Source organism: Brenneria sp. L4-2C, assembly GCF_040240335.1.
Lineage (GTDB): Bacteria > Pseudomonadota > Gammaproteobacteria > Enterobacterales > Enterobacteriaceae > Brenneria.
The window spans coordinates 1-24462 of sequence record NZ_JBEIAC010000009.1; the positions used below are offsets into that span (position 1 = coordinate 1).

General features: G+C 48.9%; 27 protein-coding genes and 1 pseudogene. 17 read left to right on the forward strand and 11 right to left on the reverse strand.

The annotated features are described in order from the left end of the window. From ABRZ26_RS14090 to ABRZ26_RS14105, 4 genes are all read left to right on the forward strand, one after another. On the forward strand, nucleotides 1-344 hold a 344-nt coding region (locus ABRZ26_RS14090; RefSeq protein WP_319604780.1), incomplete at its 5' end, for a transposase. 112 nt (nucleotides 345-456) lie between these two features. Beyond that, nucleotides 457-753 carry a hypothetical protein gene (locus tag ABRZ26_RS14095; RefSeq protein ID WP_319604781.1) on the forward strand — a complete coding sequence of 99 codons (297 nt, stop codon included), beginning with the start codon at nucleotides 457-459 and terminating at the stop codon, nucleotides 751-753. 15 nt (nucleotides 754-768) lie between these two features. Further along, a complete protein-coding gene (locus tag ABRZ26_RS14100) occupies nucleotides 769-1383 on the forward strand; it encodes a hypothetical protein (RefSeq protein ID WP_319604782.1) in 615 nt (204 codons plus the stop codon). A 373-nt stretch (nucleotides 1384-1756) separates the two neighbouring features. Then, nucleotides 1757-2158, forward strand: coding sequence for a hypothetical protein (locus ABRZ26_RS14105; RefSeq protein ID WP_319604783.1), 402 nt, complete (start codon nucleotides 1757-1759; stop codon nucleotides 2156-2158). A 76-nt stretch (nucleotides 2159-2234) separates the two neighbouring features. Here ABRZ26_RS14105 and ABRZ26_RS14110 read toward each other — a convergent pair. After that, nucleotides 2235-2385, reverse strand: a pseudogene (locus ABRZ26_RS14110) (SymE family type I addiction module toxin). Between the two features lie 1337 nt (nucleotides 2386-3722). Between ABRZ26_RS14110 and ABRZ26_RS14115 the strand changes: the two are divergent. Both ABRZ26_RS14115 and tri1 read left to right on the forward strand, forming a co-directional pair. After that, nucleotides 3723-4109 carry an immunity protein Tsi6 family protein gene (locus ABRZ26_RS14115; RefSeq protein WP_319604955.1) on the forward strand — a complete coding sequence of 129 codons (387 nt, stop codon included), beginning with the start codon at nucleotides 3723-3725 and terminating at the stop codon, nucleotides 4107-4109. A 152-nt stretch (nucleotides 4110-4261) separates the two neighbouring features. After that, the gene (tri1, locus tag ABRZ26_RS14120) at nucleotides 4262-5362 is read left to right on the forward strand and encodes an ADP-ribosylarginine hydrolase Tri1 (RefSeq protein ID WP_319604784.1); all 1101 of its coding nucleotides are present in this window, start codon (nucleotides 4262-4264) and stop codon (nucleotides 5360-5362) included. A gap of 121 nt (nucleotides 5363-5483) precedes the next feature. Here tri1 and ABRZ26_RS14125 read toward each other — a convergent pair whose 3' ends face one another. Next, a complete protein-coding gene (locus tag ABRZ26_RS14125) occupies nucleotides 5484-5795 on the reverse strand; it encodes a hypothetical protein (protein WP_319604785.1) in 312 nt (103 codons plus the stop codon). A gap of 477 nt (nucleotides 5796-6272) precedes the next feature. On the opposite strand from ABRZ26_RS14125, the gene ABRZ26_RS14130 reads away from it, so the two are divergent. The 7 genes from ABRZ26_RS14130 (at nucleotide 6273) to ABRZ26_RS14160 (ending at nucleotide 13190) form a co-directional block, all read left to right on the forward strand. Beyond that, the gene (locus ABRZ26_RS14130) at nucleotides 6273-6935 is read left to right on the forward strand and encodes a DUF3313 domain-containing protein (RefSeq protein WP_319604786.1); all 663 of its coding nucleotides are present in this window, start codon (nucleotides 6273-6275) and stop codon (nucleotides 6933-6935) included. A 258-nt stretch (nucleotides 6936-7193) separates the two neighbouring features. Next, nucleotides 7194-7826 (forward strand): paraquat-inducible protein A, encoded by a 633-nt coding sequence (locus tag ABRZ26_RS14135; RefSeq protein ID WP_319604787.1) that lies wholly within the window; start codon nucleotides 7194-7196, stop codon nucleotides 7824-7826. Further along, nucleotides 7819-8442: a paraquat-inducible protein A gene (locus ABRZ26_RS14140; protein WP_319604956.1), complete on the forward strand. Its 624-nt coding sequence runs from the start codon at nucleotides 7819-7821 to the stop codon at nucleotides 8440-8442. Before ABRZ26_RS14135 ends, ABRZ26_RS14140 begins: the two co-directional genes overlap by 8 nt. Then, nucleotides 8439-10106, forward strand: coding sequence for a PqiB family protein (locus ABRZ26_RS14145; RefSeq protein WP_319604788.1), 1668 nt, complete (start codon nucleotides 8439-8441; stop codon nucleotides 10104-10106). The genes ABRZ26_RS14140 and ABRZ26_RS14145 overlap by 4 nt, the downstream gene beginning before the upstream one ends. After that, nucleotides 10103-10711, forward strand: coding sequence for a PqiC family protein (locus ABRZ26_RS14150; protein WP_319604789.1), 609 nt, complete (start codon nucleotides 10103-10105; stop codon nucleotides 10709-10711). The genes ABRZ26_RS14145 and ABRZ26_RS14150 overlap by 4 nt, the downstream gene beginning before the upstream one ends. 449 nt (nucleotides 10712-11160) lie before the next feature. Beyond that, complete coding sequence (locus ABRZ26_RS14155; RefSeq protein ID WP_319604790.1) at nucleotides 11161-11394, forward strand: hypothetical protein; 234 nt, start codon at nucleotides 11161-11163, stop codon at nucleotides 11392-11394. Nucleotides 11395-11405: 11 nt separating this feature from the next. Further along, nucleotides 11406-13190: a gamma-glutamyltransferase family protein gene (locus ABRZ26_RS14160; RefSeq protein ID WP_319604791.1), complete on the forward strand. Its 1785-nt coding sequence runs from the start codon at nucleotides 11406-11408 to the stop codon at nucleotides 13188-13190. Between the two features lie 235 nt (nucleotides 13191-13425). Here ABRZ26_RS14160 and ABRZ26_RS14165 read toward each other — a convergent pair whose 3' ends face one another. Then, nucleotides 13426-13992, reverse strand: a complete 567-nt coding sequence (locus ABRZ26_RS14165; RefSeq protein WP_319604792.1) for an RBBP9/YdeN family alpha/beta hydrolase — start codon at nucleotides 13990-13992, stop codon at nucleotides 13426-13428. Between the two features lie 221 nt (nucleotides 13993-14213). On the opposite strand from ABRZ26_RS14165, the gene ABRZ26_RS14170 reads away from it, so the two are divergent. After that, entirely contained in the window at nucleotides 14214-14426 is a 213-nt protein-coding gene (locus tag ABRZ26_RS14170; protein ID WP_319604793.1) for a hypothetical protein, read from the forward strand. Nucleotides 14427-14662: 236 nt separating this feature from the next. On the opposite strand, the gene ABRZ26_RS14175 is transcribed toward ABRZ26_RS14170, so the two are convergent. From ABRZ26_RS14175 to ABRZ26_RS14195, 5 genes are all read right to left on the reverse strand, one after another. Continuing rightward, complete coding sequence (locus tag ABRZ26_RS14175; RefSeq protein ID WP_319604794.1) at nucleotides 14663-15190, reverse strand: L-2-amino-thiazoline-4-carboxylic acid hydrolase; 528 nt, start codon at nucleotides 15188-15190, stop codon at nucleotides 14663-14665. 228 nt (nucleotides 15191-15418) lie between these two features. Then, complete coding sequence (locus ABRZ26_RS14180) at nucleotides 15419-16300, reverse strand: transporter substrate-binding domain-containing protein (protein ID WP_319604795.1); 882 nt, start codon at nucleotides 16298-16300, stop codon at nucleotides 15419-15421. A 63-nt stretch (nucleotides 16301-16363) separates the two neighbouring features. Next, nucleotides 16364-17056, reverse strand: coding sequence for an amino acid ABC transporter permease (locus ABRZ26_RS14185; RefSeq protein WP_319604796.1), 693 nt, complete (start codon nucleotides 17054-17056; stop codon nucleotides 16364-16366). A 12-nt stretch (nucleotides 17057-17068) separates the two neighbouring features. Further along, nucleotides 17069-17764, reverse strand: coding sequence for an ABC transporter permease subunit (locus ABRZ26_RS14190; RefSeq protein WP_319604797.1), 696 nt, complete (start codon nucleotides 17762-17764; stop codon nucleotides 17069-17071). Between the two features lie 35 nt (nucleotides 17765-17799). Next, nucleotides 17800-18540, reverse strand: a complete 741-nt coding sequence (locus ABRZ26_RS14195; RefSeq protein ID WP_319604798.1) for an amino acid ABC transporter ATP-binding protein — start codon at nucleotides 18538-18540, stop codon at nucleotides 17800-17802. 289 nt (nucleotides 18541-18829) lie between these two features. Here ABRZ26_RS14195 and ABRZ26_RS14200 point away from each other — a divergent pair, with 289 nt between their 5' ends. From ABRZ26_RS14200 to ABRZ26_RS14210, 3 genes are all read left to right on the forward strand, one after another. Continuing rightward, nucleotides 18830-19831 (forward strand): uroporphyrinogen decarboxylase/cobalamine-independent methonine synthase family protein, encoded by a 1002-nt coding sequence (locus ABRZ26_RS14200; protein WP_319604799.1) that lies wholly within the window; start codon nucleotides 18830-18832, stop codon nucleotides 19829-19831. A 329-nt stretch (nucleotides 19832-20160) separates the two neighbouring features. Next, nucleotides 20161-20475 (forward strand): hypothetical protein, encoded by a 315-nt coding sequence (locus ABRZ26_RS14205; protein ID WP_319604800.1) that lies wholly within the window; start codon nucleotides 20161-20163, stop codon nucleotides 20473-20475. Nucleotides 20476-20479: 4 nt separating this feature from the next. Continuing rightward, nucleotides 20480-21637 carry a M20 aminoacylase family protein gene (locus ABRZ26_RS14210; protein ID WP_319604801.1) on the forward strand — a complete coding sequence of 386 codons (1158 nt, stop codon included), beginning with the start codon at nucleotides 20480-20482 and terminating at the stop codon, nucleotides 21635-21637. 158 nt (nucleotides 21638-21795) lie between these two features. Here the strand turns inward: ABRZ26_RS14210 and argC are convergent, their stop codons facing one another. From argC to ABRZ26_RS14225, 3 genes are all read right to left on the reverse strand, one after another. Next, nucleotides 21796-22734, reverse strand: coding sequence for an N-acetyl-gamma-glutamyl-phosphate reductase (argC, locus tag ABRZ26_RS14215; protein ID WP_319604802.1), 939 nt, complete (start codon nucleotides 22732-22734; stop codon nucleotides 21796-21798). A gap of 144 nt (nucleotides 22735-22878) precedes the next feature. After that, nucleotides 22879-23223: an ArsR/SmtB family transcription factor gene (locus ABRZ26_RS14220; RefSeq protein WP_319604803.1), complete on the reverse strand. Its 345-nt coding sequence runs from the start codon at nucleotides 23221-23223 to the stop codon at nucleotides 22879-22881. Between the two features lie 88 nt (nucleotides 23224-23311). Then, on the reverse strand, nucleotides 23312-24391 hold the full coding sequence (locus tag ABRZ26_RS14225; protein WP_319604804.1) for a hypothetical protein: 1080 nt from the start codon (nucleotides 24389-24391) through the stop codon (nucleotides 23312-23314). Between the last annotated feature and the right edge of the window lie 71 nt (nucleotides 24392-24462).

The window sequence follows — 24462 nt, forward strand, 5'->3', positions numbered from 1 at the left end:
TGCTGGATGGTATTGGTGTTCAGCGTCAGAACGGCAGTATGAAGCGCCGTGGTTATGCGGTTTTGGCTGACAAAGCTTACTCAGGGCATGCGCTTCGTAACGAACTGAAACGAAAAGGGATAAAAGCAGTTATCCCTCGAAAATCTAATGAAAAAATGGCTTCTGACGGACGCTCACGGTTCGCCAGTGACGTTTACCGTCGCCGCAACGTAGTGGAGAGATGTTTTGGCCGGTTAAAAGAGTACCGGCGTATTGCTACACGCTACGACAAAACGGCGAGAAATTATCTGTCGATGGTGAAACTGGGCTGCATCCGACTCTTTTACAAGAAGTTATGCAATTAAGGGACACAGCCTAGGTCTTGCGAAATGCCATTTCAGTGGTAATAGAGGTAGAAATAAAGCAGTTCATGATATTGAACAAAACGGATATTCAATCGTAGCTGAAGAAGTAACCATGAGAGTTAATGGCCGTAGGATAAGGGCTGATTTTGTGGTTGTTGATGGGCATGGTAATTATCACGTCTTTGAAGCTAAACATGGAGCAAGTGGTTTAACGAGAAATCAAAAAGCGTCAGGTGTATTTAATATGAATAGCCCTTCAAATACTGTCGGAGGTATCGGAGGTGGAACTATTACCTCATCTTCAGGACCTGGAGGGAAGTTTTCTATTGCTACAGGTAATAGAGAAATAGCTGAAAGAATAGGCGAAAAGGGTAGTACGTTTGATGCGCTATTCCATGTGTTAAAATAGTGATATGGTGATGAAATGACAACCGAATTGCGAAAATCATTTGAATCTGAACTGCAAAGCTACTTGAGAGAGTGTTTCTCATTATCTAAGTTTATAAAAGTTGTTAGAAATGAAATAAAAATAAATGTGGCGGGTGCTGTAGGTAGAATTGGGTTCAGGTTTTTAATTAATGCGCAAGGATATGTTTTGTCTGAAAGTGTATCACTGCCGGAGTTGCGAGGCTTTTACAATGAAATATCTCCACCATACAAGCCAAAGTTTACAACGAATTTTGAACTTGTAATGAACACTTCAATGGAGCATGGTTTTAAATCCTTTTCTCCTAATATGGGAGGGACAATTGATTTACCAAAAAATGAAGAAGAAAGAAGAAAGGCTTGTGAATGGATTTATACTAAAGTAAAAGATATTTATCTGCCAAGAGTTATGAACTTAATTGAACTCAAACCTGAAGTTATTGATGATGTAATTGTGCATCCAGATTACTATGCGTATCCATTTTTAACTATTTTATACATTATCAAAAAGAATAACCACCCTCTGAATAATTTGAATATGGAGTCTATTCTTAGCAAAAAAATCGTTGGTAATAAATCCTTTGATAAAAATTTATTAGATACATCTTTGTAAAGAAAAAGCCGGAAAGGTCTTCTAATCTTTCCGGCTTTTTTAATATTTATCAATTGGCTGGTTCTAAACCTTGATTCCCCTGGAGCGCCACTTTGGTAGCATTCTTCATATCACGGTTAGTTTGTTTAATCCCCCGCTGTTGCCGACGCAAGGTCTCATGCTTATATAGAGGCACTACGTGACAGCGGCAGGTTAATTCATGTCGGCCAAGGTACTATTAAAAAGGGATAACCTCTTATGGAAATATATAGAGGTGAAGGGATGACATATATATCCAAAAAATTATCTGCTGGGGCCGAAGAGTTTGTAACAGTCATTGAGTCATGAAAAGGTATGGATCTCGGAATAATATTCTCTCCATAGAGGACATTACATGGAAAATTTTATTAATGCTCTTACTAATGAGCAAATTATTGACGTTATCGTCTCTGGTTATGTTGACTCTGAAAGCCCTTCAGTGTTTCATCCCATGTATGATCGCGTGTATTTTATTTTCAATAACATGAAGTTCGAGGTATGCATTGATAATTTGGGATTTATTAATGCTAATAGTGTAACAGAAATAGAAATATGGTTTGAACTCGATGAAGATGATAAATTTTCTTTGATGTCTATTTATTCTCAATTATTTAAAACCGAGCAGGAAATAACGGTTACGTCAGTGAATAATCAATCTGAACCGTTCGGAATTCTAACATTGAACTATCGAGAAGGACTTATTGACAGACACTTATGTTTAGATTCACATAATTTTTTCGGATTCACTTTTTTATAACGCTCTTTATGACAAATCGCGGAAGCGATCTTCGTGATCCTTCCGGCTATTTTTTACCTGTTGTTTATTACAACGATCAGAGATTAATCTCGGTCTCAATCACTATCCTTCCCCGCTCAACCGTCAACCGTTATTGGCATACCAGTCATAAAGCCCGACGCTTCCAGCCAGCGGCCCTTGAGGTTAATGGCTGACGGCGGGTTGGGCCTGCCGTTTTGCGGGCGGATTAGGCGGAGGAACCGCCGGTAACTTCATCGGCAGCGCACTGTTCGGTGAAGGGAGCGACGGACAAAAATGGTCCATGCTGCTGAGCGGTCTTGTCGGCAGTGCCGCTGGTGAGAAAGGGGGGGCCAGATATGATACATGCAGAACGGCGCGCTTTAAGGAAACCAATGGGGTTCCGATTAGTAAGAGTAAATACGATGAAATACTTGCAATATCTAAATGCGAAAGACCACTTCCAGAAACCTATTAAGCATATTCAGATAGTTTCTTTCTCTGTCAGCATAGTTGAGCTTTGTTAAACAAACCGAAAATTCTGCGGCAAACAGGATTAAAACACTCTTTACACTGATGGTATGGTTAGCGGAAGAGACTATATAATTACTGACATCTTTACTGGAGAAAGGCTATGAGACTATGAATAGTGTAAACAAAATCTTAACGATCCCTTAGGATTTCACACTTTATAAAACAAGTGAAGGTAAGTTCATTTTAGCTCCTATTAATAACTTATTAATTATGGAACATATATTTTAAAAACATGAAGACTTGTGAGTAAGTAAATATTTATTTTTATCTGGATTTTTCATATTTATTTAAAAGGAAATGAGTATGTTAATCGCTGTTGTTTTTTATAAAAAAGTCAGACCATAATCATTCGATATCATTTTAGGGTAACTCTATGAATAATTTAAAATTATTATAAATTAGCAATTTTTACTACAGTCTCTATCTAGTTGAAATAAATTTTGCCATCTCGGTAGTTTTTTTAATTCATACATTGATACTTCTGAAGAATTCTGGTTACTTGATGAGGATATGAAAAATTACCCTACATGTGGCAGTTTGAGTTTGTTAGCAGAAAAAATAAGAAACAATCATGATATTTACAAGAATCGAATTGTTCCTAAAAACATAAGTGCTCTAATTGCGACTAAAAACACAAACCCTCTCTACCATAAACCTGAAGAAAATATATACGTATAAATAAGTGATTTGTTATATAAGTTAAAATAATCATCAACTCACTCCGATTCGTCGAGTGTTTTCATCGACTGCGCACTATTTGGCGAAGGGAGCGACGGGCAAAAATGCTCCATGCAGCTGGGTGGTCTTATCGGCGGTACTGCTGATGGGAAAGGAGGGATGAAGTTTGATGCATAGCGGAGTTCGCGCTCCACAGTATCGATGCCAAAAGATCGGTTCGCCGTGCAAAATCTGTATATAAAGAAGTGAAGCCATGCCAGCATTGGAACATGGTTTGTGCCAAATAGATTATTCCAGACAGAAGATGACGGGATATAATGGCTTACAACACAAAGAGATATATGGAGACCATTGGATGAATGAACCAACTAAACTTGACTATATTGATAAAGCATTATCTTTGGCAAAGAAACGACATAATGAGATAAAAAGTAATACTACAGCAGTAGCGCTAGAGCCTATGTATAATTCAATAGTGCAACAACTTATTTTTTTGAGAAAAATCATTCTTGGGCATGAAAAAAATAAAGCAAAACTGTGGGAATTAACATTTGGGGCTTATGCTGCAAAAGAGTTTGAAAACTCTGATGAAATATTTTTTGAAAGGCTCGCAAATGCTTATTTCATAGCAGACCAAATTCGTAACGGCTTGAAAGTTAAACTGCCTCATGAAGTCAATAATAACTACGAAAAAACTGAGCGACGTTTGGCTATGTTATATCCTGATGATTACAATGTTTGATAGGTAAGATCATCGTGTAAATTATAGGCGAGTGATATTTCCTAGGAGGAAAGTATTGTGATAAAAATAGTTTCAAAAAAATGACGTATATTTCAGGAGAATGAATAAGTAGAATAAAATGGAAAGATTGATCTTCATTACGAGGAAAGACCATGATTGACCTAAGAGAAGATGAATTCAAATTGTCTTTGTATGCAAAGCGTTATGCCCAACTTGCTCCAAAGCCATCACGTCAATTACAGTGTCGAAAGGAGTATAATACAACCCACCCAGAATGGGTGCAGGAAGATACAAAAATCGACGTAGGGAAACCTGACTGGCTGAGAAACCAACCCCAAGTAGTACCAGACTCGATAGCTCTCGATAAGGCTAAGGGTGCATTAGTTGGTTTGGCTATTGGTGATGCAGTAGGCACAACATTGGAATTTTCTTCACGCGATCATGTTTATATTAACGATATGGTGGGTGGTGGTCCATTCCAATTAAAAGCCGGAGAATGGACTGATGATACATCAATGGCACTCTGCCTAGCTGAAACCTATCTTGATGCAGGATGGCTGGATCTTGATCTTTTCAGGAAAAAACTAGTTCGCTGGTACCATTATGGTGAAAATAGCTCTAACGGTCGTTGCTTTGGCATAGGTAATACCACGCGTTACGCTTTGGATGCATACCTGAAAAATGGTAGTCAGTGGTTTGGAAATACAGGAGGTGAAACCGCTGGCGGTGCTGCTATAATTCGACACGCACCTGTTGCTATATTTAGAAGAAAATCATTTCTTCGGATATGGACTGAGTCTAAAAGTCAAAGTATCGCTACACATGGTTCTGCTGAATCTATTAATAGCTGTCAGTTCTTAGGACTCATTCTACATTTTCTCCTTAATGGGCATAGTAAAGAAGTTACCTTTTCTCCTCATGTTTTTTCTAGCACATTGCGCGTGCTTCTTATTAACGCTGGCGAATACAAAGAAAAAAATCGTGATCAGATCCGCTCTAGTGGATACGTGATCGATACCCTAGAAGCCGCTATGTGGTCAGTTTGGAACACCGATAATTTCCGTGATGCTATTCTTTTGGCTGCAAATTTGGGGGATGATGCGGACAGCGTGGCTGCAACGACAGGACAAATCGCAGGTGCATTGTATGGTTATTCAGGTATCCCTTCGGAATGGCTCGCAAAATTAGTACAGCAAGAGCGTATAGCGTCAATAGCGGAAAATCTGTTTAAGCGAGCGCCTGTAGATGACTAATTTTCTAGAAAAAAAGGAAATATTGGACTTTTCTCTATGGAAAATGATTTGTGGTGCGACATAAGCCAGCTATCAAACCGACAATCTTCCCCCCTTTTTAAAGCAAATAACCCATTCCTGCTTAACCAGGAAATTCCGCGTTACGAGAAAGCGGCCGCAGCGGCCCTTCCTGATGGGAATAGCCGCTGCAACTCAAAAAGAAGACGGGGACCGTCAGAAAAGAAGTTAGTCCACTGATGGCCTTGGTCGCCACCAGCGGTTTATCGCGCTTCACCGGCGCACTGGCGTTACGCTGCGTCGCCAGAACCCTAGCGATAACTAGATATGACTGCCGATAGATAGACAACCGGTCAGCAAAAACATCAGACTTATGCTGCTGGACAACCAAAATAACTTTTTCATAAAAATCCTCCGGGAACCGCGCCGCAGACAAAGGGCGCGCCCCTCGCGTTTATCAGAACAGGGAAACACATCCGGTCAGCAACAGGACGGAGACTAAACCACCCAGTAAAATCATGCCTTTCATATAACCTCCACTGCATTAAAAAAACTCACAAAAAAACCGTACGGTTTAGTTTTATTTCATTTGTATTTCGCCGTCAAGCATCCTTTTCTATTCCCGATACCTGCGCGCATTATCTGCAACAGGCCGGGTTATGCCCCGTTCCACGGCCGGCGAACCTACATATGAAAACATAAATAAACATTTTCTTGACACTAAAACACCCTCAATGCAAAACTGAACCGTACTGTTTTGTTATCGATGTTATGCACGCTGCCGAATGGGGATAGTCGATGAGTTCACAGGAAAGCGCGATAGATGAATTCATATTCGGAGTGAGGCTGGCATGACTGCCGAAGCAGGCGGTGATTCCATATTTGCGATATTTTCTTTTACAGGATATTTCATATGTTCACATTATCTGCGTTATCTCGCCCAGCCGTGCTAACCTTTGCTTTCCTGCTAGCCGGTTGTGCCGGAAACCCTCCCGTGCGTTATGCCGCGATAGATTCTGCGTCACAGTTGCAGCCGAATACCGGCGAGACGTCCGATCGGATCCCTTACCGTTATGCCACGCAGGTTGACTGGAAAAAATACACCGGCATTATCATTGACCCCGTGACTATTTATCAGGGCGCGGATAATCAGTTTGGCGACCTCCCGCAAGAGGATCGGCAGGCTCTGGCAAGCTATATGCAAACCACGTTCAACGACGTGCTGCGTAACCGTTTTAACGTGGTTTCCGCCCCAGCGCCCGCTACGCTTAGACTTAAGCTGACTCTGACCGGCGCTGACACCACCACGCCCGTCGCCGGTACGGTGACTAAATTCGATTTGGCCGGCGGTCCTTACAACATTGTGCAATCCATCCGCGGAAAGGAAGGCATGCTGAGCGGTTCGGTGAACTACGCGGTCGAAATTTATGACGCTCCGACCAACCGTTTGCTTAACGCCTATGTCGCTAAACAGTATCCAAACGCCATGAACGTTTCGGCAAGCATCGGCGCGCTGAGCGCGGCGAAAGTCGGCATTGAGAAGGCGGCGGAAGAGTTGGCCGAACAATTGAAATAAAAGACGTCCGAAGGATGCGAAACCACACCAGAGAACGTTAAGGGGCTATGTCCCCTGGGTTGATGACAACCTTCCCTACCCCGTGATTCCCGCCTACGACCGCGGGAATGACTGGGCGTAGCGGAGGATGACTATGGCGTATTATAGGCTTTGTCATTAGTCTGAGGGGCAATGACCCTGGATAACCAGCGCGGCGGGAAACAGATAGATGCCAATGCTGTTTCCCGCCGCTTATTAAGAGCCTGTCACGGCGGCATTATGAAAGTATATCCTCATCTGGTGATCTGTCCGTACTGCGACAGCCTGTACCGATACCGGACGCTCGGCGCCGGAGAAAGCGCGAGCTGCGAACGTTGCCATGCGGTGTTGTATCGCGCCGGGCGGCTCAACATCGAACGCATGCTGGCGATGACGCTGACCGCCCTGATCGCCTTTTTCATCGCTAATCTTTGTCCGGTCATGACGGCCAGCTTTCATGCGGTACAAAATAGCGCCACGCTCTGGCAGGCCTCCTGGGCGCTTGCCCAGGGGAGTACGCTGCCGATGGCGATCGGCATGCTTTTCCTGCTGATTATTATTCCATTCCTGCAAATTACGCTCTTTGGCTGGCTGCTCATCTATGCGCGTCTGGGTCTGCGGGCGCCCGGCTTCACCGGCGCCATGAAGTGGCTTTTATGGCTGCGTCCCTGGAATATGATTGAAGTCGGCATGCTGGGCTTTCTGGTTTCAGCGATCAAGCTTTCCAGCTTTGTGCAGATTATCCCCGGCGCAGGATGCTGGGCGATGGCGGTGCTCATGCTGCTTATTACCCTGCTGAACCACCAGGATATCCGCGCCCTGTGGACGCTAATCCCCTGGACCACCGATGATGAGACCGCTAGCCATGAATAGGCCGCGTTATGCCCGCCGGATCAAGCTGCGCGCATGCCCGCTATGCGGATTGGTCTGCGAAACAGCGCATGAGAATAATATGACGCTCCGCTGCCCGCGCTGTCACACGCGGCTGTATTACCGACGCCCCGGCGGAGTCCAGCGCGCCTGGGCGTTGCTGATTGCCGCCATGATTTTTTATATTCCTGCGAATGTGCTGCCGGTGATGTATACCCGCTTTTTCGGCCAGGGCAGCGACAGCACCATTATGTCCGGCGTAATCGACTTCTGGCGCAGCGGCTCATACGGTATCGCGCTGCTTATTTTTACCGCCAGCGTGCTGATCCCCTGTATAAAGTTCCTCGCGCTGGGGTTGCTGCTGATTACCGCGCAGCGACGAAGCGCCTGGGCCATGGCCGAACGAACGTCGCTCTACCGATTGACTGAATTTATCGGCTACTGGTCCATGCTCGATGTGGTGGTGGTGGCCGCCGTTTCGGCGCTGGTGCGGTTTCAGGCGCTCAGTGAAGCGGAACCGCGCAGCGGCATCTTGTTTTTCGGTCTGGTGGTGGTATTAACCATGCTGTCCGCCATGAGCTATGACCCGCGACTTATCTGGCAAGGTGACGATAAATGACCCACGAACACCAACAATACAGCGAACCCGCCGTCGCCCGCCGGCGCTGGCGGTTATCTCCCATCTGGCTGGTTCCGGGCATTGCCTTGCTGATCGGCGTCGCCATGCTGATCAATAGCTGGCTCTCAGCCGGACCGGAGCTCACCCTTTCCTTCCAGACGGCCGCCGGTCTGGAGGCGGGAAAAACCGCCGTCAAATATAAGGATGTGACGGTGGGAATAGTGAAAGATATCACGCTGAACGCCGACAGCTCACGGGTCATGGCGCGCGTACAGCTCGACAAAAACGCCGCGGATCTGGCCCGTGCGGATACCCGTTTCTGGGTGGTGCGGCCGCGCGTCGGCATTGGGGGCGTAACGGGGATCGATACCCTGCTGTCAGGCGCCTATATTGGCGCCGACAAAGGAAACTCGCCGCAATCAAGCCGGGATTTCGTCGGCCTTGAATCGCCGCCGGCCATTATCAACGGCGCGGCGGGCTCCCGTTTCATCGTACAGACCGACGATTTAGGATCGCTGGATATCGGTTCGCCGGTTTATTACCGCCGCGTGCAGGTCGGCCGCATTGCGTCGTATCAGTTGGACGACGAGGGAGAGCACGTCAATCTACAGGTTTTTGTTGAAGCGCCTTACGATCGTTTCGTTACGGCGGATTCGCGTTTCTGGAACGTAAGCGGGCTGGACCTTTCCGTGGGCGCCAACGGATTCCGCCTGCGCACGCAGACGGTGGCGGCCATCATGGCCGGCGGCATCGCCTTCGCTACGCCGGAAGCGGATAAAGCGGATAAACAGGTCGTTGCAACCCCGACGCCGCCCGCCAAAGCGTATGTATTGGCGAAAGATCAGGAGTCCGCCATGGCGCCGTCGGACGGCCCGGCCATTAGCTTTACTTTACGCTTTGAACGCTCGCTGCATGGTTTGTCGGTCGGCGCGCCGGTGGAGTTCTCCAGTATAAAAATCGGTCGGGTGACCGCGGTCGATCTCGATTACAGCGCGACAGGCTATCGTTTCCCGTCGGTCGTCGGTATCGAAGTCTACCCCAGCCGGCTCGGCAACGTACTGAATAAACTGCCCAAGCCCAAAGGGGAACTTGAGCGGGAAACCGCCGTATTTCTCCGCGATCTGGTGGCGCATGGTCTAAGAGCGCAGGTGTCGCCCAGTAACTTCCTGACCGGACAGCTCTATATTTCACTCGATTTTGTACCCAATGCCGCTAAAGTCCCGTTTGATATTCACGCCCAGCCGCTGGTTCTGCCGACGGTCAACGGCGGGTTTGACCGCTTACAGGAACAGATGGCGAGCATCATCAGCAAGGTCGATAAAATGCCGCTGGAGTCTATCGGACAAAATCTTGACGCTACGCTGGCCGGGCTGGATAAAACCCTGACCCAATTCAATGGGAAAACCTTGCCCGAAACAAACCAGTTAATCCGGCAAATGCGGCTGACGACCCGCAGCGCGCAGGATCTGCTGGCCGAGGATTCACCGCTGGCAATCGGTTTTTCCCAGACCTTGCAGGACGCCTCACGCACGCTGCGCGCCCTGCGTAATCTGGCCGACCAACTTGACCGTCATCCTGAATCGCTGCTGCGGGGCCGCCCGACGGATCCCTCCCTGCGCAAGGCGGAGCAGATTAATTCATCCTTTAAAGGCGCGGAAAAATGATCTTAATATCGCGACTGTGCTTATTTACCCTGCTGGCCGCGCTGGCGGGCTGTTCCTCGCCGACGGTGCGTTACCACACGCTGGTCGCGCCGCCGACAGCGGCGCAAAACGCCGCGCCGCCGGCTTCTTTTGTGATTGAGGTTTTACCCGTCGGCGTGCCGGCGCAAATCGATCTGCCCCAGTTGGTGGTGCGTCAGGGAGAAAGCGACGCGCTGATTCTGGATAACGAACGCTGGCTGAGTCCGCTGGGCGATGAGTTCCGTTCAGCGCTGTCCGCCGGCCTGGCGGAGCGTCTGGGTACGCAGGATGTCGCCGGTCTGAACCGAACCGACGAAAAACCGGTGGTCAGAATACGGCTCCAGGTACGGCGGTTCGATATTTGGCCCGGTCGGTTCGTCAGACTGGAGTCGGACTGGAGTCTGAGCGCCCGAAATGGCGAAAACCGCACACAACTGGTCTGTCACAGCCGGTTAACGGAACGGGCCGAACAGGGAGATACGGCAATGTTCGCGGCACAGCAGCAGGCGGTTGCCCGGCTGACCGACCAGATTGCCGGCACGCTTCATCGCTGGGCGGCTAACGGACAAGGCAGTTGTATTTTGTAGCGCGGCGTTGCCCCAGGAAGCATTCAATTAACGGATAACAGCGCGCTCTGGTGGTTAGGTCGCGGCGGGCGACGCTGCGTTAGCTAAACCGCAAGCGCCCTGCCCGCCGCACTGACCAACGCATGCGTTTTTCGACATATCTCCCCCGCTCGGCATATTCCCCTCTTATCAAGACGGCCATTCACGCCTTCATGTAGACGGCCATAACGGCTCGTACACACATAAAATAAAAGTATGACTAAGGTATCACGACATAAATCGCTGTAAAAAACGCACCGGCGACTGCCTTTGCACCATTTTTGGCAAAATTAACAATTCATTGATGTTAAAAGCATCAATATGCCAGTAATTTCGCTGAGTTGGCCGCGTTTTCCCTGCTTGGTTCGCCATGTTGACATCGTATTCGCATCATGGTTTTTATTGAATCAATTAAGAATTGGAATGAACCAATGAATAAGAACTCAGAGAAAATAACGGTAGAGAACGCCAATTACGCACTGGAACGGCTGCGGGAACTGTTAAACGAAGGCGTCATTGAACCAAACGGAAAACTACCTACGGAACGGGCGCTCTCGGCCGCAAGCCCGACAAAGGTGGCAGCCATGCCGCCAACCGCGTTAGCAGGCACCAATTTTATGGAAATCATAGAGGTCCGGCTGCGCATCGAGCCGTTTAACATATGAAGGATATGGTTATGCCTGCATTCACCACACGTCCCGAGATCCTCGGCACCTTCGGCGTCGTCGCCTCGACTCACTGGATGGCCTCGGCCGTCGGCATGAGCATACTGGAAAAAGGCGGCAACGCGTTTGACGCCGCGGTGGCGACCGGTTTTGCCTTGCAGGTGTTCGAACCCCACCTGAACGGCCCCGGCGGCGATATGCCCGCCGTTATCTATTCGCGCAAGAAAGATAAGGTGGAAGTGATCTGCGCGCAGGGCGCCGCGCCGGCCGGCGCGACCATCGAACACTATCGCGCCGAAGGGCTGGATTTGATCCCCGGCGACGGCCTGCTCGCCACCGTGATCCCCGGCGCGTTCGACGGCTGGATGCTGATGCTGCGCGATTACGGCACCCTGAGCGTGCGCGAAGTCCTGGAGCCGGCGATCCACTATCTGGAGAACGGCCATCCGCTGCTGCCGCGCGTCGCCGCGACCATCAACGACCTGGGCGAATTTTTCCGTCGGGAGTGGCCGACCTCCTATGAAACCTGGCTGCCGGGCAGCGTCGCGCCCAAGGCGCTGTCGAACTTCAAAAACCCGGCGCTGGCCGCGACCTGGAAACGGATTATCGGCGAAGCCGAAGCCAGACCCGGCCGCGAGGCGGGCATTGACGCCGCGCGGGATGCCTTTTACCGCGGCTTTGTCGCCGACGCGATCGGCGAGTACCTGAAAACGGCGGAGGTCATGGACGCCAGCGGCACGCGCCACAAGGCCGTGCTGACCGCCGAAGATCTGGCGAACTGGCGCGCCACCGTCGAAGAGCCGGTCACCTATGACTATCACGGCTGGACTATCGCCAAGACCGGGCCATGGGGGCAAGGGCCGGTGCTGCTGCAAGCGCTGGCGCTGCTCAAGGGGGTCGATATCGGCGCGATGGATCCGAGCGGGGCGGATTTCGTTCACACCGTGGTGGAAGCCATGAAACTGGCCTACGCCGATCGCGAAGTCTATTACGGCGATCCCGCCTTTTCGCCGGTGCCGCTCGCCACATTGCTTTCGGAGGATTATAACCGGGAACGCCGCCGGCTGATTGGCGCGCAAGCGTCGCTGGAATTGCGCCCCGGCCGCTTACCCGGTTTTGAAGCGCAGCACGATCTCACCATGACGATGCTGGACGCCATGAGCGGCAGCGGCGCGGTCTACGAACCGACCATGTCGCACCTCAGCGAAAAACGCGGCGACACGGTTCATATTGACGTCATCGACCGCGAGGGCAATATGGTTTCGGTCACGCCGTCCGGCGGCTGGCTGCAATCATCCCCGACCATTCCGGGGCTTGGCTTCTGCCTCAACTCCCGCGCCCAGATGTTCTGGCTGAAACCCGGCCTGCCGACCTCGCTGGCGCCCGGCAAACGTCCGCGCACCACGCTGACGCCGTCGCTGGCGCTGTATCAGGGCAGGCCGACGCTGTCATTCGGCACGCCCGGCGGCGATCAGCAGGACCAGTGGCAGCTGGCGTTCTTTCTGCGCTACGCGCATTTCGGCATCAACCTGCAACAGGCCATCGACCTGCCGCTGTTCCATACCGCGCATTTTCCCGGTTCGTTCTATCCGCGTACCCGCCAGCCGGGCAATGTGATGATCGAAAGCAGTATCGGCGAAGCCACGCTGGCGGCGCTGAAGGCGCGCGGCCATGACATTTCCACCGCCGCCCCCTGGACCATCGGACGTTTGACCGCCGCGCGCCGCGATGCCGACGGCTTGCTGCGCGCAGCCGCCACGCCGCGCCTGATGCAGGCATACGCGATTGGCCGCTGATGGATTAGCCGACACCGGCCGCGTATCGAACCGGCGGGTTTTCCGCTGGTTCGATACGCCGCACGTTTGCACTAAAAACATTCAGCAAGATATCGAACGTACCCTGGTCAATCGCCTATGCGTGAACAACGAAAAGAGTGTAGAACACGGGGACGTCGTGCAACCGATACGGCAAGAAAGCGTCAACCCAAACGGCATGTTTTAAGCGACGGGCAATCGCATCATCGCGGCGTCATCATTTTAAATGATCGCGCAGTATATTGCGCAACGCCGGAAACTGGTGAAAACCGTCACAGTCCAGAAAATGGCCGCAGCCGTTAAAGCTGTAGAGTTCGGCATCCAGTTGCTCGCGCAGCTTTACCGTATAACGCGGCGCGACGATGGTATCGTTTGATGACAGGATGGTGATTCGATGTTTTATTGCTTTGCGCAATAAATCGAAATCGATCGGCGTTGCGGTAAAATCGCTAAGCTCGGGATGCGTTTCAATCTGTTCCGCAAAGCCGGAGACCAGAATCACGCCCCCGACCTTCAACCGCTCATGTAAAGAAGACAAATAACGCAAAACGGTGATACAGCCTAAACTGTGTCCAATAAACCAGGTTTTTTCATTGGGCATATCAATCGTATTACGCAATTTCGCCAGCCATTTTTCCGGTCTGGGCGCTCGCGGCTTCGGCATTTGGGGGATTAACACGCGGATATCGGCGTCTTCACACTGCTGCCGTAGCCATTGAAACCAATGATGCCGCGGCGTCGATAAGAATCCATGTACTATGATGATATTATTGACATAGCTCATATATCCTCCTGCCGCCCAAGAAACAACGCGTCGATGATGACAAGCAAACAGCATCAACCATAACGCGTTTCTATGTCAGACTTGTGTCAGAAAAGACAACCGACTCATAGAGTGATACCGTTGATTCATTGAAATGTAAACAATCTTTCATTTGAATGAAATAAAAATGGCGCATAGTTGAAACACAAGGATTATCCCCATACGTCATTGAAGGAGTCATTATGTCGTTAGTGCAGGCATTCACCTACTACGAGGCTGAAGAACTTATAAAAGCCGGCATTGTCAGAAAGATAAAATTGGCTTTTGATATCGGAAGCGATGATTTTTTCAAATTAGCCATGCTTTGTACGGACAGAGGCGGAAAGATATTTAAAAAAGATGACTACTTTATTATTTCAATGAAAAAAACAATCATCCCTGCAAACGTTTGTTAAAATAATAAAAAAATCGGGCCAAAAAAAATTAATCAAATTGGATTATCCCGATAGCCATGACATTGGCTATCACGGATGCTACACGCTTTAAAATAACAGCGGAAAACCATTTTTACCTTATCGCCGGCACTCCCTCTGCCCCATTGCCGCAGACGGCGTATTACCCGCGGGGAAATGCCGGCGATAATCCTTCAGCGAAAATCCCTCACGCAGCCATCGTCGTCCGTTCGTCAATATCAAGAAGCGTGCGATCTTCTATAACGGATCTCACAAACTTGACCGCCTTTAGCGATCGTACTGCCCAATGCAAACTCCAGATTAGAAAATGCCGTCGCCAGCGCGCTATCGCCTTCCATACAAATATCGCATAAGTTCGCCAGCTCGGCCGTGGTTCTATTTTGCTGCAACCACTTGTTAACATACGGACAGTAATGAAAATGAACCTGAAACTCCTCCTCCGTCGCCTTGATCAACTCCATCTCATAAACGTTGGGTTCTAATCCAGAGGTGAATTTTTTTGCAAACTCAATAATATCATTGGGATCTTGCATCGATTGCGCCATATCGCGTCCATTGGCCGCACCATAATCATAAATAGCGGCGCGGGCGAAACCGTCGTCCAGACCTTGATTTCTCGCTTCGTCAATCATATTGGCAATGGTGGACGCCCTTTTTTCCGTCACGCCTCTTAGGGCAAGCGTCACCTCATCATTTATTGATGGCGTGTTATTTTTTCTGATTTTTTCCCGTAGTTTATTACTCATCACTGTAACCTATTTATTATTTTCGCTTTACCATCTACATCCTAAATAATTCGAGTTGCAGGAAGGCGGCAAGGGAAGGAATCCCGATGAGCTTACTCAGGTAAGTGATTCGGGTGAATGAGCGCAGCCAACGCATCTGCAGCTTGAAGTATGACGGATATATTTCAAACCAATCGCCATGTCCGGGTTAAGGATGGACTAAATTGTCCATCCTTATTCAGGCATGCCTTAAAACTTGGTTGGCACCGTTATATCTTTTGCGCCGTCCAACGCATAAACATCTCCACCAAGCCACTTCACGGACAGCTTGGCCAACGTTCCGTCATTTTTAAGGTCGATTAATACTTTATCAATTTCTTTTAATAATTCAGCCGATTCCGGCGTTTTGCTATACAAAAACACATTCGGGAAAATGCCTACGGAATTGGATACTTTCAGATTCAAATCGATTTTTTTAGTCACGGCCAGGAATGCGCCGATGGGATAAATCGCGGCATCATACTCACCGGAAGCCACAGACTTGAATATATCGGCTGCGGTTTGTTCCCCTGTGGCCTTTAATACAATCTGATTATCGGGATTCGCCGCATTGTAGTCGGCAATAACCTCATAACGCGCATCGCTGACATGGATAGGCACAAGCCGTTTGCCCGACTTGGCGAAATCCGCCAGAGAGTTTATTTCGTTATCATCTTTCCTTACGATCAGTCTCAAATCACTTAAGCCTGTCGGCTCTTTTGAGTAATCGTATTTTTCAGCGCGTTCCTTATTAATATAGAAGTGGTTCGCCGCTAAATTATAAGTCCCTGTGGATAACCCGACCAACATTGCATCGCGGGATACCGCATTAAAGTGAAATGAATATTGCGGTAATTTTTCATCAATAATGCCCAGTAGTTCGCCATCGTAACCCGAAAACTTACCGGCATCATCAACAAAAGAAAACGGAAAAGAGTTTTCATTAATGACGACTTCAACTTCTTTCACCTGGCCGTTTGCCGTCGTATTGCCGTCGCTCGCCGCGCTATTACCGGAATCTGACGCATTATCACATCCCGCGATACCCAGGGCCAGCGCTGCGACGACTGCATATAAATATTTTTTACTCATATTATTAATTAACTCCTGTGATAAATTATATACCGTCATCTTAAAACCTATAGGTATATTATTTTATTTATAACAACTCAGTTTGACTTCTAAACAACGTAATGATTTTGAAATAGCGAAACAGATAATCAAATAGATAACAAATGCAATCAGATAAGCATCAATATAGTGAAATCCTTTGGCCGCAACGAACGTCGCTTTCCCCATGATATCCATTACAGAGATGGTATAAACCAGAGAGGTATCCTTGATTAAATCAATCACCACGCTGGTATAGTTGGGCAAAGCCTGGGTAGTGGCCTGGGGAAAAATAATCCGGCGTAAATAACTATGGGCCGGCAAGCCCATCGACCATGCCGCCTCAAACTGCCCCTTGTCGACAGAATGGTATGCCGAACGAAACACTTCAGCAAAATAAACGCTGAATGTAATGGTAAATGTGATTATCGCCACCAGGTTAGGATTGAGTTTATTCGCCCCCAACGCCAGGGAATAATCTCCTTTTAGCGCCCCCACGAAATACGGAAACGCAAAATATAAGAAGTAAAGAACGGCCAAATTGGGAACAGAACGACTGAACGACATAAATACAGCCGCGATGGGATAAAGAACCGGTATGCGTTTTATTTTTATAATGGCAAAAGCGAACCCCAGCAGCGTCGATAAGATAACTGATGCGAAAGCAATACCTAATGTTAACGGAACAGCTTGCAAAACGACTGGAAAGTTAACAATAAAAAAATCTAAGCTGAACACAATATATACCTTCTAATCTAATAGATAGCGATATTTCTTTTCTATAAATTTCATCGCGACATCAATTAATACGTTAATTATCCAATAAATAATAATTACTGATATAAAGGCCTCGAGCTGGTTTACGCCATAATTGCTGTTCGAGATTTTTTTGGCGCGTCCAAACACATCGACAATACCGATCAAACTGACTAACGAGGTAAGTTTAACAATGTTAATCATTAAGTTACCCAAGTTGGGGATAGCAATAATGGTGGCCTGAGGCAGAATAATACGAAAAAATCCGCCGAAAACGGGAATTGCCAAACTGTTTATCGCTTCAAGTTGCCCTTTATCTACGGCGTTATAGGCCGAACGCATCATTTCCGAGAAATAAGCGCTCATGCCCAGCGTAATCGCCAGGATGGCCAAAAAGCTGTCGCTGAATAATCGCTGGCTGACGCCGAGTTGCGACAGAAAAACTTTTGAGCCAAAAAAAACCAAAAAGATCAACAACAAAAGCGGCGTGCTGCGCATCACGTCAATGTAAATCAGCGCCGCTGATTTGATAACAATCCGCTGACTTCCCTGCATCACGGTCAACAACAGACCGAGCAATAAGCCGAATACCAGCGACGTTATCGAGATATACAAGGTGACGGATAAGTTCTCCAACAGCTTAGGGAATATTTCAATAATTTCAGATATATCAATAAATCTGCTTTCCATTATGACTATCTCATTTTGACCTGTTCAGAGCCGATTTATATCGTAAAGTTGATACGTTCCAAAAACTCTTTCGTACGCGCTTCTTTAGGATTACTGAATATTTCACGCGGAACGTTCTCTTCAACGATAAGGCCTTTTTCCATAAAGATGACATTGGAAGCCACTTCGTTGGCAAAGCTCATTTCATGGGTAACGATAATCATCGTCTGCCCTTCCTGAGCAATTTCCTTAATCAGCTTTAATATTTCGCCCACAATCTCTGGATCCAGAGCCGATGTCGGTTCATCCAGCAATAAAACTTCAGGATTCATCGCCAACGCCCTGGCTATCCCTACGCGCTGCTTTTGTCCGCCGGAAAGTTTACTGGGGTAAGTATCTTGCTTATGCGCCAATCCCACTTTGCGCAGCAGGTTTTCAGCAATGTCTTTCGCTTCTTTTTTCGCCATGCCTTTTGCGTAAACCAACCCTTCCATCACATTTTCCAGTGCGGTTTTGTTATTAAACAGGTTGTATGACTGGAACACCATCGCGGTTTTCGCACGAATATTTTGAATGTCTTTTTTACTCGCTTTTTCACAATCCACTGAAACTGAATCGATGGTGATGCGGCCTTTATCCGCCTTTTCCAAAAAATTAATACACCTTAACAAGGTTGTTTTACCTGAACCGCTCGGCCCGATAAGGCAGACCACCTGACCTTTTTTTATCTCGATTGATGCGCCTTTCAAAACCTCTTCATCGTCAAAACGCTTATGAATATTTTCTAGCCTGATCATTAATATTTCCTATGTTACTTATCAAATTTGCACTGATAGGTAACGATGTCTTTATTATGTTGTGAACAAAACGTTTCTTCGATGTTCTACCCTAATGATTCATAATGATATAATTGGAATCTTGATTTCGATACTATCATGGCAAAAATCATTATCATATAATATTACCGAATATATATATCCAACAAAATAATATAAGAACATATATTAACCTGTTGATATAAAACCAGAATAGCGAATATCCTATAAATAATATTTAACAGATACTTCAATCAAAAGGCGGCTCACGATGGCGAAAAGCAAACGGCAGATCTTTTTTGATTCATTGGATAGCAAAAACGAAACGGTTCTGGCCAGCGTTTGGCATCATTTTTTGGATAATGATGAACAAGTTTATGGCTTTCAAAATGATGCAATCATCAAAAAAAGCATCCTTGCACAGCAACAATTTTATCAAAAAAATCAACCCGACTTCACTAAAATAATGAGCGATGCCTTTCTTCTTCATCCTTCCGTCCTCAATACGGAGATAAATAGCGTTCAGGATTTTAAAAAAATCACATCGCTAGGCGGAGAGCATGAATGGATCGCCAAACAGGTCGATGCGGTGAAACAAATTATTTCTTCCTACCATGGCGAAATCGCAGCGATATACAATATTTTCGCCCCGGCATATTATTTTCGATTAAAATTTGACATGATCGATAATGACAAAAATAAATTCCCACGTCTGGTTGAAGAAGATCCCTACTTATTCTCACTGGCTTTAGAGAAAATAGCCGATGATATTACGCTTCTAGTAGAAAAACTAATCAATGAGGCGCGCATTGATGGCATCTACCTGTGCGTGCAGAGCGTGCAAAGCCCGACATTTAGCGAGGAAAGCTACCGTAAATATATTGAACCCAGCCAGTTGCGAGTGTTAAACGCAGCTAATCAGTCAAGTCGTTATAATGTACTGCATATTTGCGGCTTCGAAGGGCGGGTCAATGATTTACGCCATTTTGCCCACTACCCTTTTAAAGCAGTCAATTGGGCAACCTGCGTAGAAAAAATTTCTCTGGAAGAAGGGAGAAAGCTATTTGTCGACAAAGCCATTCTGGGTGGTTTTGATAACACGCCGCAAGGCGCTTTATATAAAGGCAATCCCAGTGAAATTGAAAAACAAACGCGAGATATTATTGCCCAAAACGGCAAAGCGGGATTGCTCTTAGGCGCCGATTGCAGCGTGCCGAAAGATATTGATTTCAAAAATATTCAGTTCGCCGCCCGCATAGCAAACGATATTTAACCTGTCGCCGCCAACGGCATGTTAATTAAAGGGAAGCATCGGCGATGAACGTCGTTCGCTTAAGAACCGCGATCCTCAGGTCGACCACCACCAAAGCATCCCGTCCGCGTTGGCGGCGGGAGCCTGCCGGAGAGGGCGTTATGTGACTTCTCCGGGGAAAGTCAATGTGATGAGTCTCGTTCGCACCTGCCGGTTAGGAATACGATATACGAAAATTTCATTTCCGATTTAGCCACGGCTTCGGCCAAAATCATGTTGCCAATCCGGAAGATAAAGCAACCGAGGTCAGGCCAATCAACACATCCAAATACTATCCGTTCATCCGCCCCATGCTGGAAACCGCGCAAGCGGATGAAGTAGCGAGTGACGATACCGTTTTTGTACCCGATGTCCCCGGTAATGACATCTTCTCCCCCCTGCTCGCAGGGAGTCGCAGCATACACGATGCCCATGAAGAAATTACCGCCGCAGTCATCGTAGCCATGCCGCTCAGCGATGAGACTGTTCGCATCGCCTACGGCCGCGGAAATGAACGTTCAGCGGGTATTGAAGTTTTACGTGCCGACGGCGAAATAACGCCCCTCTGGGTCAAAACCGCAGAGAAACCGCAGTCTGGCTTTAATTGTGGCGCTGGAGAGGAATAACCTGATGCCTATTGCACAACATTTAATCGCTGAAGCCACCGCATGGCGCCATGAGCTTCATTCCCATCCCGAATTAGGATACCAGGAGCATGCCACCTCCAGGCGCGTGGCGGAATTGCTCACGTCATTCGGTCTTCAGGTGCATACCGGTCTGGGCGGCACCGGCATCGTGGCGACGCTGGAAAATGGTCAGGGACCAACGATTGGGCTGCGTGCGGATATGGATGCGCTGCCCATTACCGAGCTGAGCGATGTCAGCTATAAGTCGCATAATAACGGCGTGATGCACGCCTGCGGGCATGACGGGCATACCGCGATTTTGCTTGCCGCCGCCAAACACCTGAGTGAAACGCGCGACTTCAGCGGAACGGTACATTTCGTCTTTCAGCCTGCCGAAGAGAACCTCGGCGGCGCATACAAAATGGTCGCCGACGGATTATTCGAACAGTTTCCCATGGACGGTATTTACGCGCTGCATAACTGGCCCGGATTACCGGTCGGCCATATCGGTTTAAGCAGCGGCGTCATGATGGCGTCGCTGGACTCATTCGAAATTGTCCTTACCGGGAAAAGCTGTCATGCCGCAATGCCGGAAAACGGCGCCGACCCCATCGTCGCCGCCTCAGAATTGATACTGTCCCTGCAAACCATTCCCGCCCGCCGCCTCTCCCCTCAGTCCTCAGCCGTTATCAGCATCACGCAGATTTCCGGCGGCGAAGCGATTAACGTTATCCCGGAGAAAGTCACGCTGCGCGGCACCATGCGATGTTTGCAGAACGATGTGCGTATTAAGGTTAAAGAATTGATTAACGAATTTGTCAACGAGCTCCCCCGCGTTTTCGGCGTCACCGGCGAAATCCTCTACTATCCGGGCTATCCGGTAACCGTGAATCACGAGCAGGAAGCATTGAACGTGCGCGAAGCCATCGGCGCCGTATTGGGCGCAGCCAAAGTGCATTGGCAGATCAGCCCCTCGATGGCGTCCGAAGATTTTGCCTGCATGCTGGAAGCCTGCCCCGGTGCCTACTTCTGGCTCGGCTCCGATGGGGCTACGCCATCAAAACCGCTGCATAATGCTTATTACGATTTTAATGACGCATTAATTAAGCCTGGCGTCGAATCATGGACATCGCTGGTCGAGACGCTGTTGCCGAAATCCTGACGGTCATTCCTCAGCAAATACGCCCATGACCGGGATCTTCCAGCGGTCGGCTCGGCGCAACATCGGCCTCTACGATTCGCATACCGTCGGCTGGCGGCTTCTCGGCTAACGTCGGGAAGGGAAAACCACTCCCCAACGCGATGTTGCAGCGGGAATTATCATGAAGGCAGATTAACGCAGGTTTGTTCCGGCAATCCCAGCATGACGTTCAGGTTCTGAACCGCCGCGCCCGACGCCCCCTTACCTAAATTATCCAGCCGCGATACCAGCATGGTTTGCTTGTATTCAGGATGAGAAAAAACGAACAGTTCCAGCATATTGCTGTTGTTCAACGCTTCCGGCATCAGATAAGGCGCGCTCTCTTCCGGCACGGTGTTAAAGCGTTTCACCTTGATAAACTGTTCGCCGTCATAAAACGCATTCAACACCTGGTAGACGCGCTCGCCGTCCACATCCATATTCAGCGGGATAAACACCAGCATGCCCTGAGCGTAATCGCCTACCGCCGGCTGAAATATCGGCCGAACAGAGAGACCGCCCCACTTCTGGATCTCTTTCAGGTGTTTGTGATCGAATCCCAGACCGTAGGCGGCGTAACCGGCCGCATCATGCTGGTAACGTTCAATCATCGCCTTGCCGCCGCCGCTATAGCCGGAAATCGCATTAATCGACAGCGGCGTTTGCGCATTGATGACACCTTTGCGCACCAGCGGCGCCAGCAGCGTGATGGCGCCCGTCGCATAACAGCCGGGGTTGGAAACATGGCTGGCCTGACGGATTTTTTCGCGCTGATCGTCAGCCAGTTCCGGCATCCCGTAAACCCAGCCCGCTTCGGTGCGATGCGCCGAGCTGGCATCCAGTACGCGCGCGCCGACGGCATCGGCAAGCGTCACCGCTTCACGCGCGGCGGCATCCGGCAAACACAAAATAGTGATATCGGCGGCGGACATCATCTCCTGACGAGCTTCCGCCTCTTTACGTCTCTCCTCTTCAATGTTGAGGAGTTCGATATGAGGGTGGTTGACCAGACGTTGCTGTATCTGCAACCCGGTGGTGCCCGCCTGACCGTCAATAAATACACGATATTTGTTGCTCATAGACCTGTCTTTCCGAGTAGATAAAAAGCTATATACCCCCTAGCCTGTCAGCCCGTGGGATATAAACGGATTTGGCAAATAATATACTATTTGCGCATGAGCGAGGGATAGAAATGCGATTATTCGCATTGGTGACGCCGATAATCAGGCTGAGGGCAGATTTTTGGACGTCGATTCGGCGGTGACCGGATCCTGATAAAGCGCGTTCAGCAGCGAGTCGAGCAATCCCGGAAAGCGCGCGTCCAGATCGTCGCGACGCAGCGATAACAAATTTTCCCGTCCGTAAGGACGCTGCCAAATCACGCCGCTATCGCGCAACACGCGCCAGTGGTGCGTCAGCGTCGATTTCGGGATCCCCTGCAACACCGCGCTACAGGCGAACTCGCCGCCGTTGGCTAGCACGCGCACCACCGTCAGCCGCACAGGATTGCCCAGCGCGGTAAGCACATTTTCCAGTCGAATCTGATCGCGATCGGGATGATTTATCATCGTCGCAATGTATCCACTAGTACGCGGACAGTCAAACTATTTAAATTTCGGCATCATCCGCGCGCTGACGACGTAGGCTGGTCATGTGTTATAGGATGAACCATTCGACGGGGCGAGTTGGAGGCTCGTCCGCCGCCACCGTCGGCGGACGATCTGCAAGCTCGATACTGGTGATTCTATTCGACGACGATCTGGCTCGCAGCATCTTGGTGGCGGTATACCACTCATACGTACCGTAACCTTTATCGCTGGCGATATCATTGCTGTCGCGCCGTCCTAGCCGGTCAAACAGCGCATCAACCGGTTTTCCGATAAAAGTGTCGACCTGCGCGGAAACCGCGATCAAATCTTCATCCTCGGCGGCAATGTAATCACAACGATGGTAGGGAACAAACTTACGTACTCCTGCCTGAGGACGAGGCCGGATAGACATCAGTTCGTCAAAGAATTGTTGTAAGGTCAGTCGCCCGGCCTCGCCTGGATACAAGGCGATATCCTGCGCTGCCGGCAAGGACGCGCCGTACAACTCAAATTGCAGATAATGCTTTCGGTCACAGAGGTATAAACCACCCTGCGCAAGCTCGGCGATACCATAGCGTCCATCCGCAGAAAAGCGGATAGGCGAACCGGACCAGCTAATCACCTGTTTTTCCGGCAGCAGGCATTCATAGTCATAGCCTTGTCCGGTAATCCGCTCCTGCTCGACCAGCATGCGCACCTCCGTTTCCGATAGCGACATATCTCGCATAGTGGGACTGGTCAAGGTTGCATGCGTCCTGCGCAATATCGAACGGGATAAGGGGTTGAAAGTGCATGGATATGGCGATGGATATGGCGATGGAGATTCGTCAACAAGCATACCGAGCTTAATGTCCAAAAATGCGATACAAAAACAATGTAGGATAAGGGCCGCTACGCTGGCCAGCAGAGGTAAAATCCAGCCGGACAGCGTCAGGAACATGGCGCAACTCACCGCCAGAACAGCACTGTGTATCCAAGGGAGAATCAGATCATTCAACGGGTGCGAGCTGAACATACGCCACATCACCGCTCGAAATGCTGACAGTAAACACCAAAAAACCATGGCCCACGCCAGCGGTTGCGGTACAAAAAATACCGTAACCGGCAGCAACAGTAACTGGACCCATTCGTACAAAATGATGACCATACCGGCTATCTCCTTCCGAAATCCTATCGGTCAAACCTCATCGCCAAGCGCCATCAAGCGGGTTGCGCAAA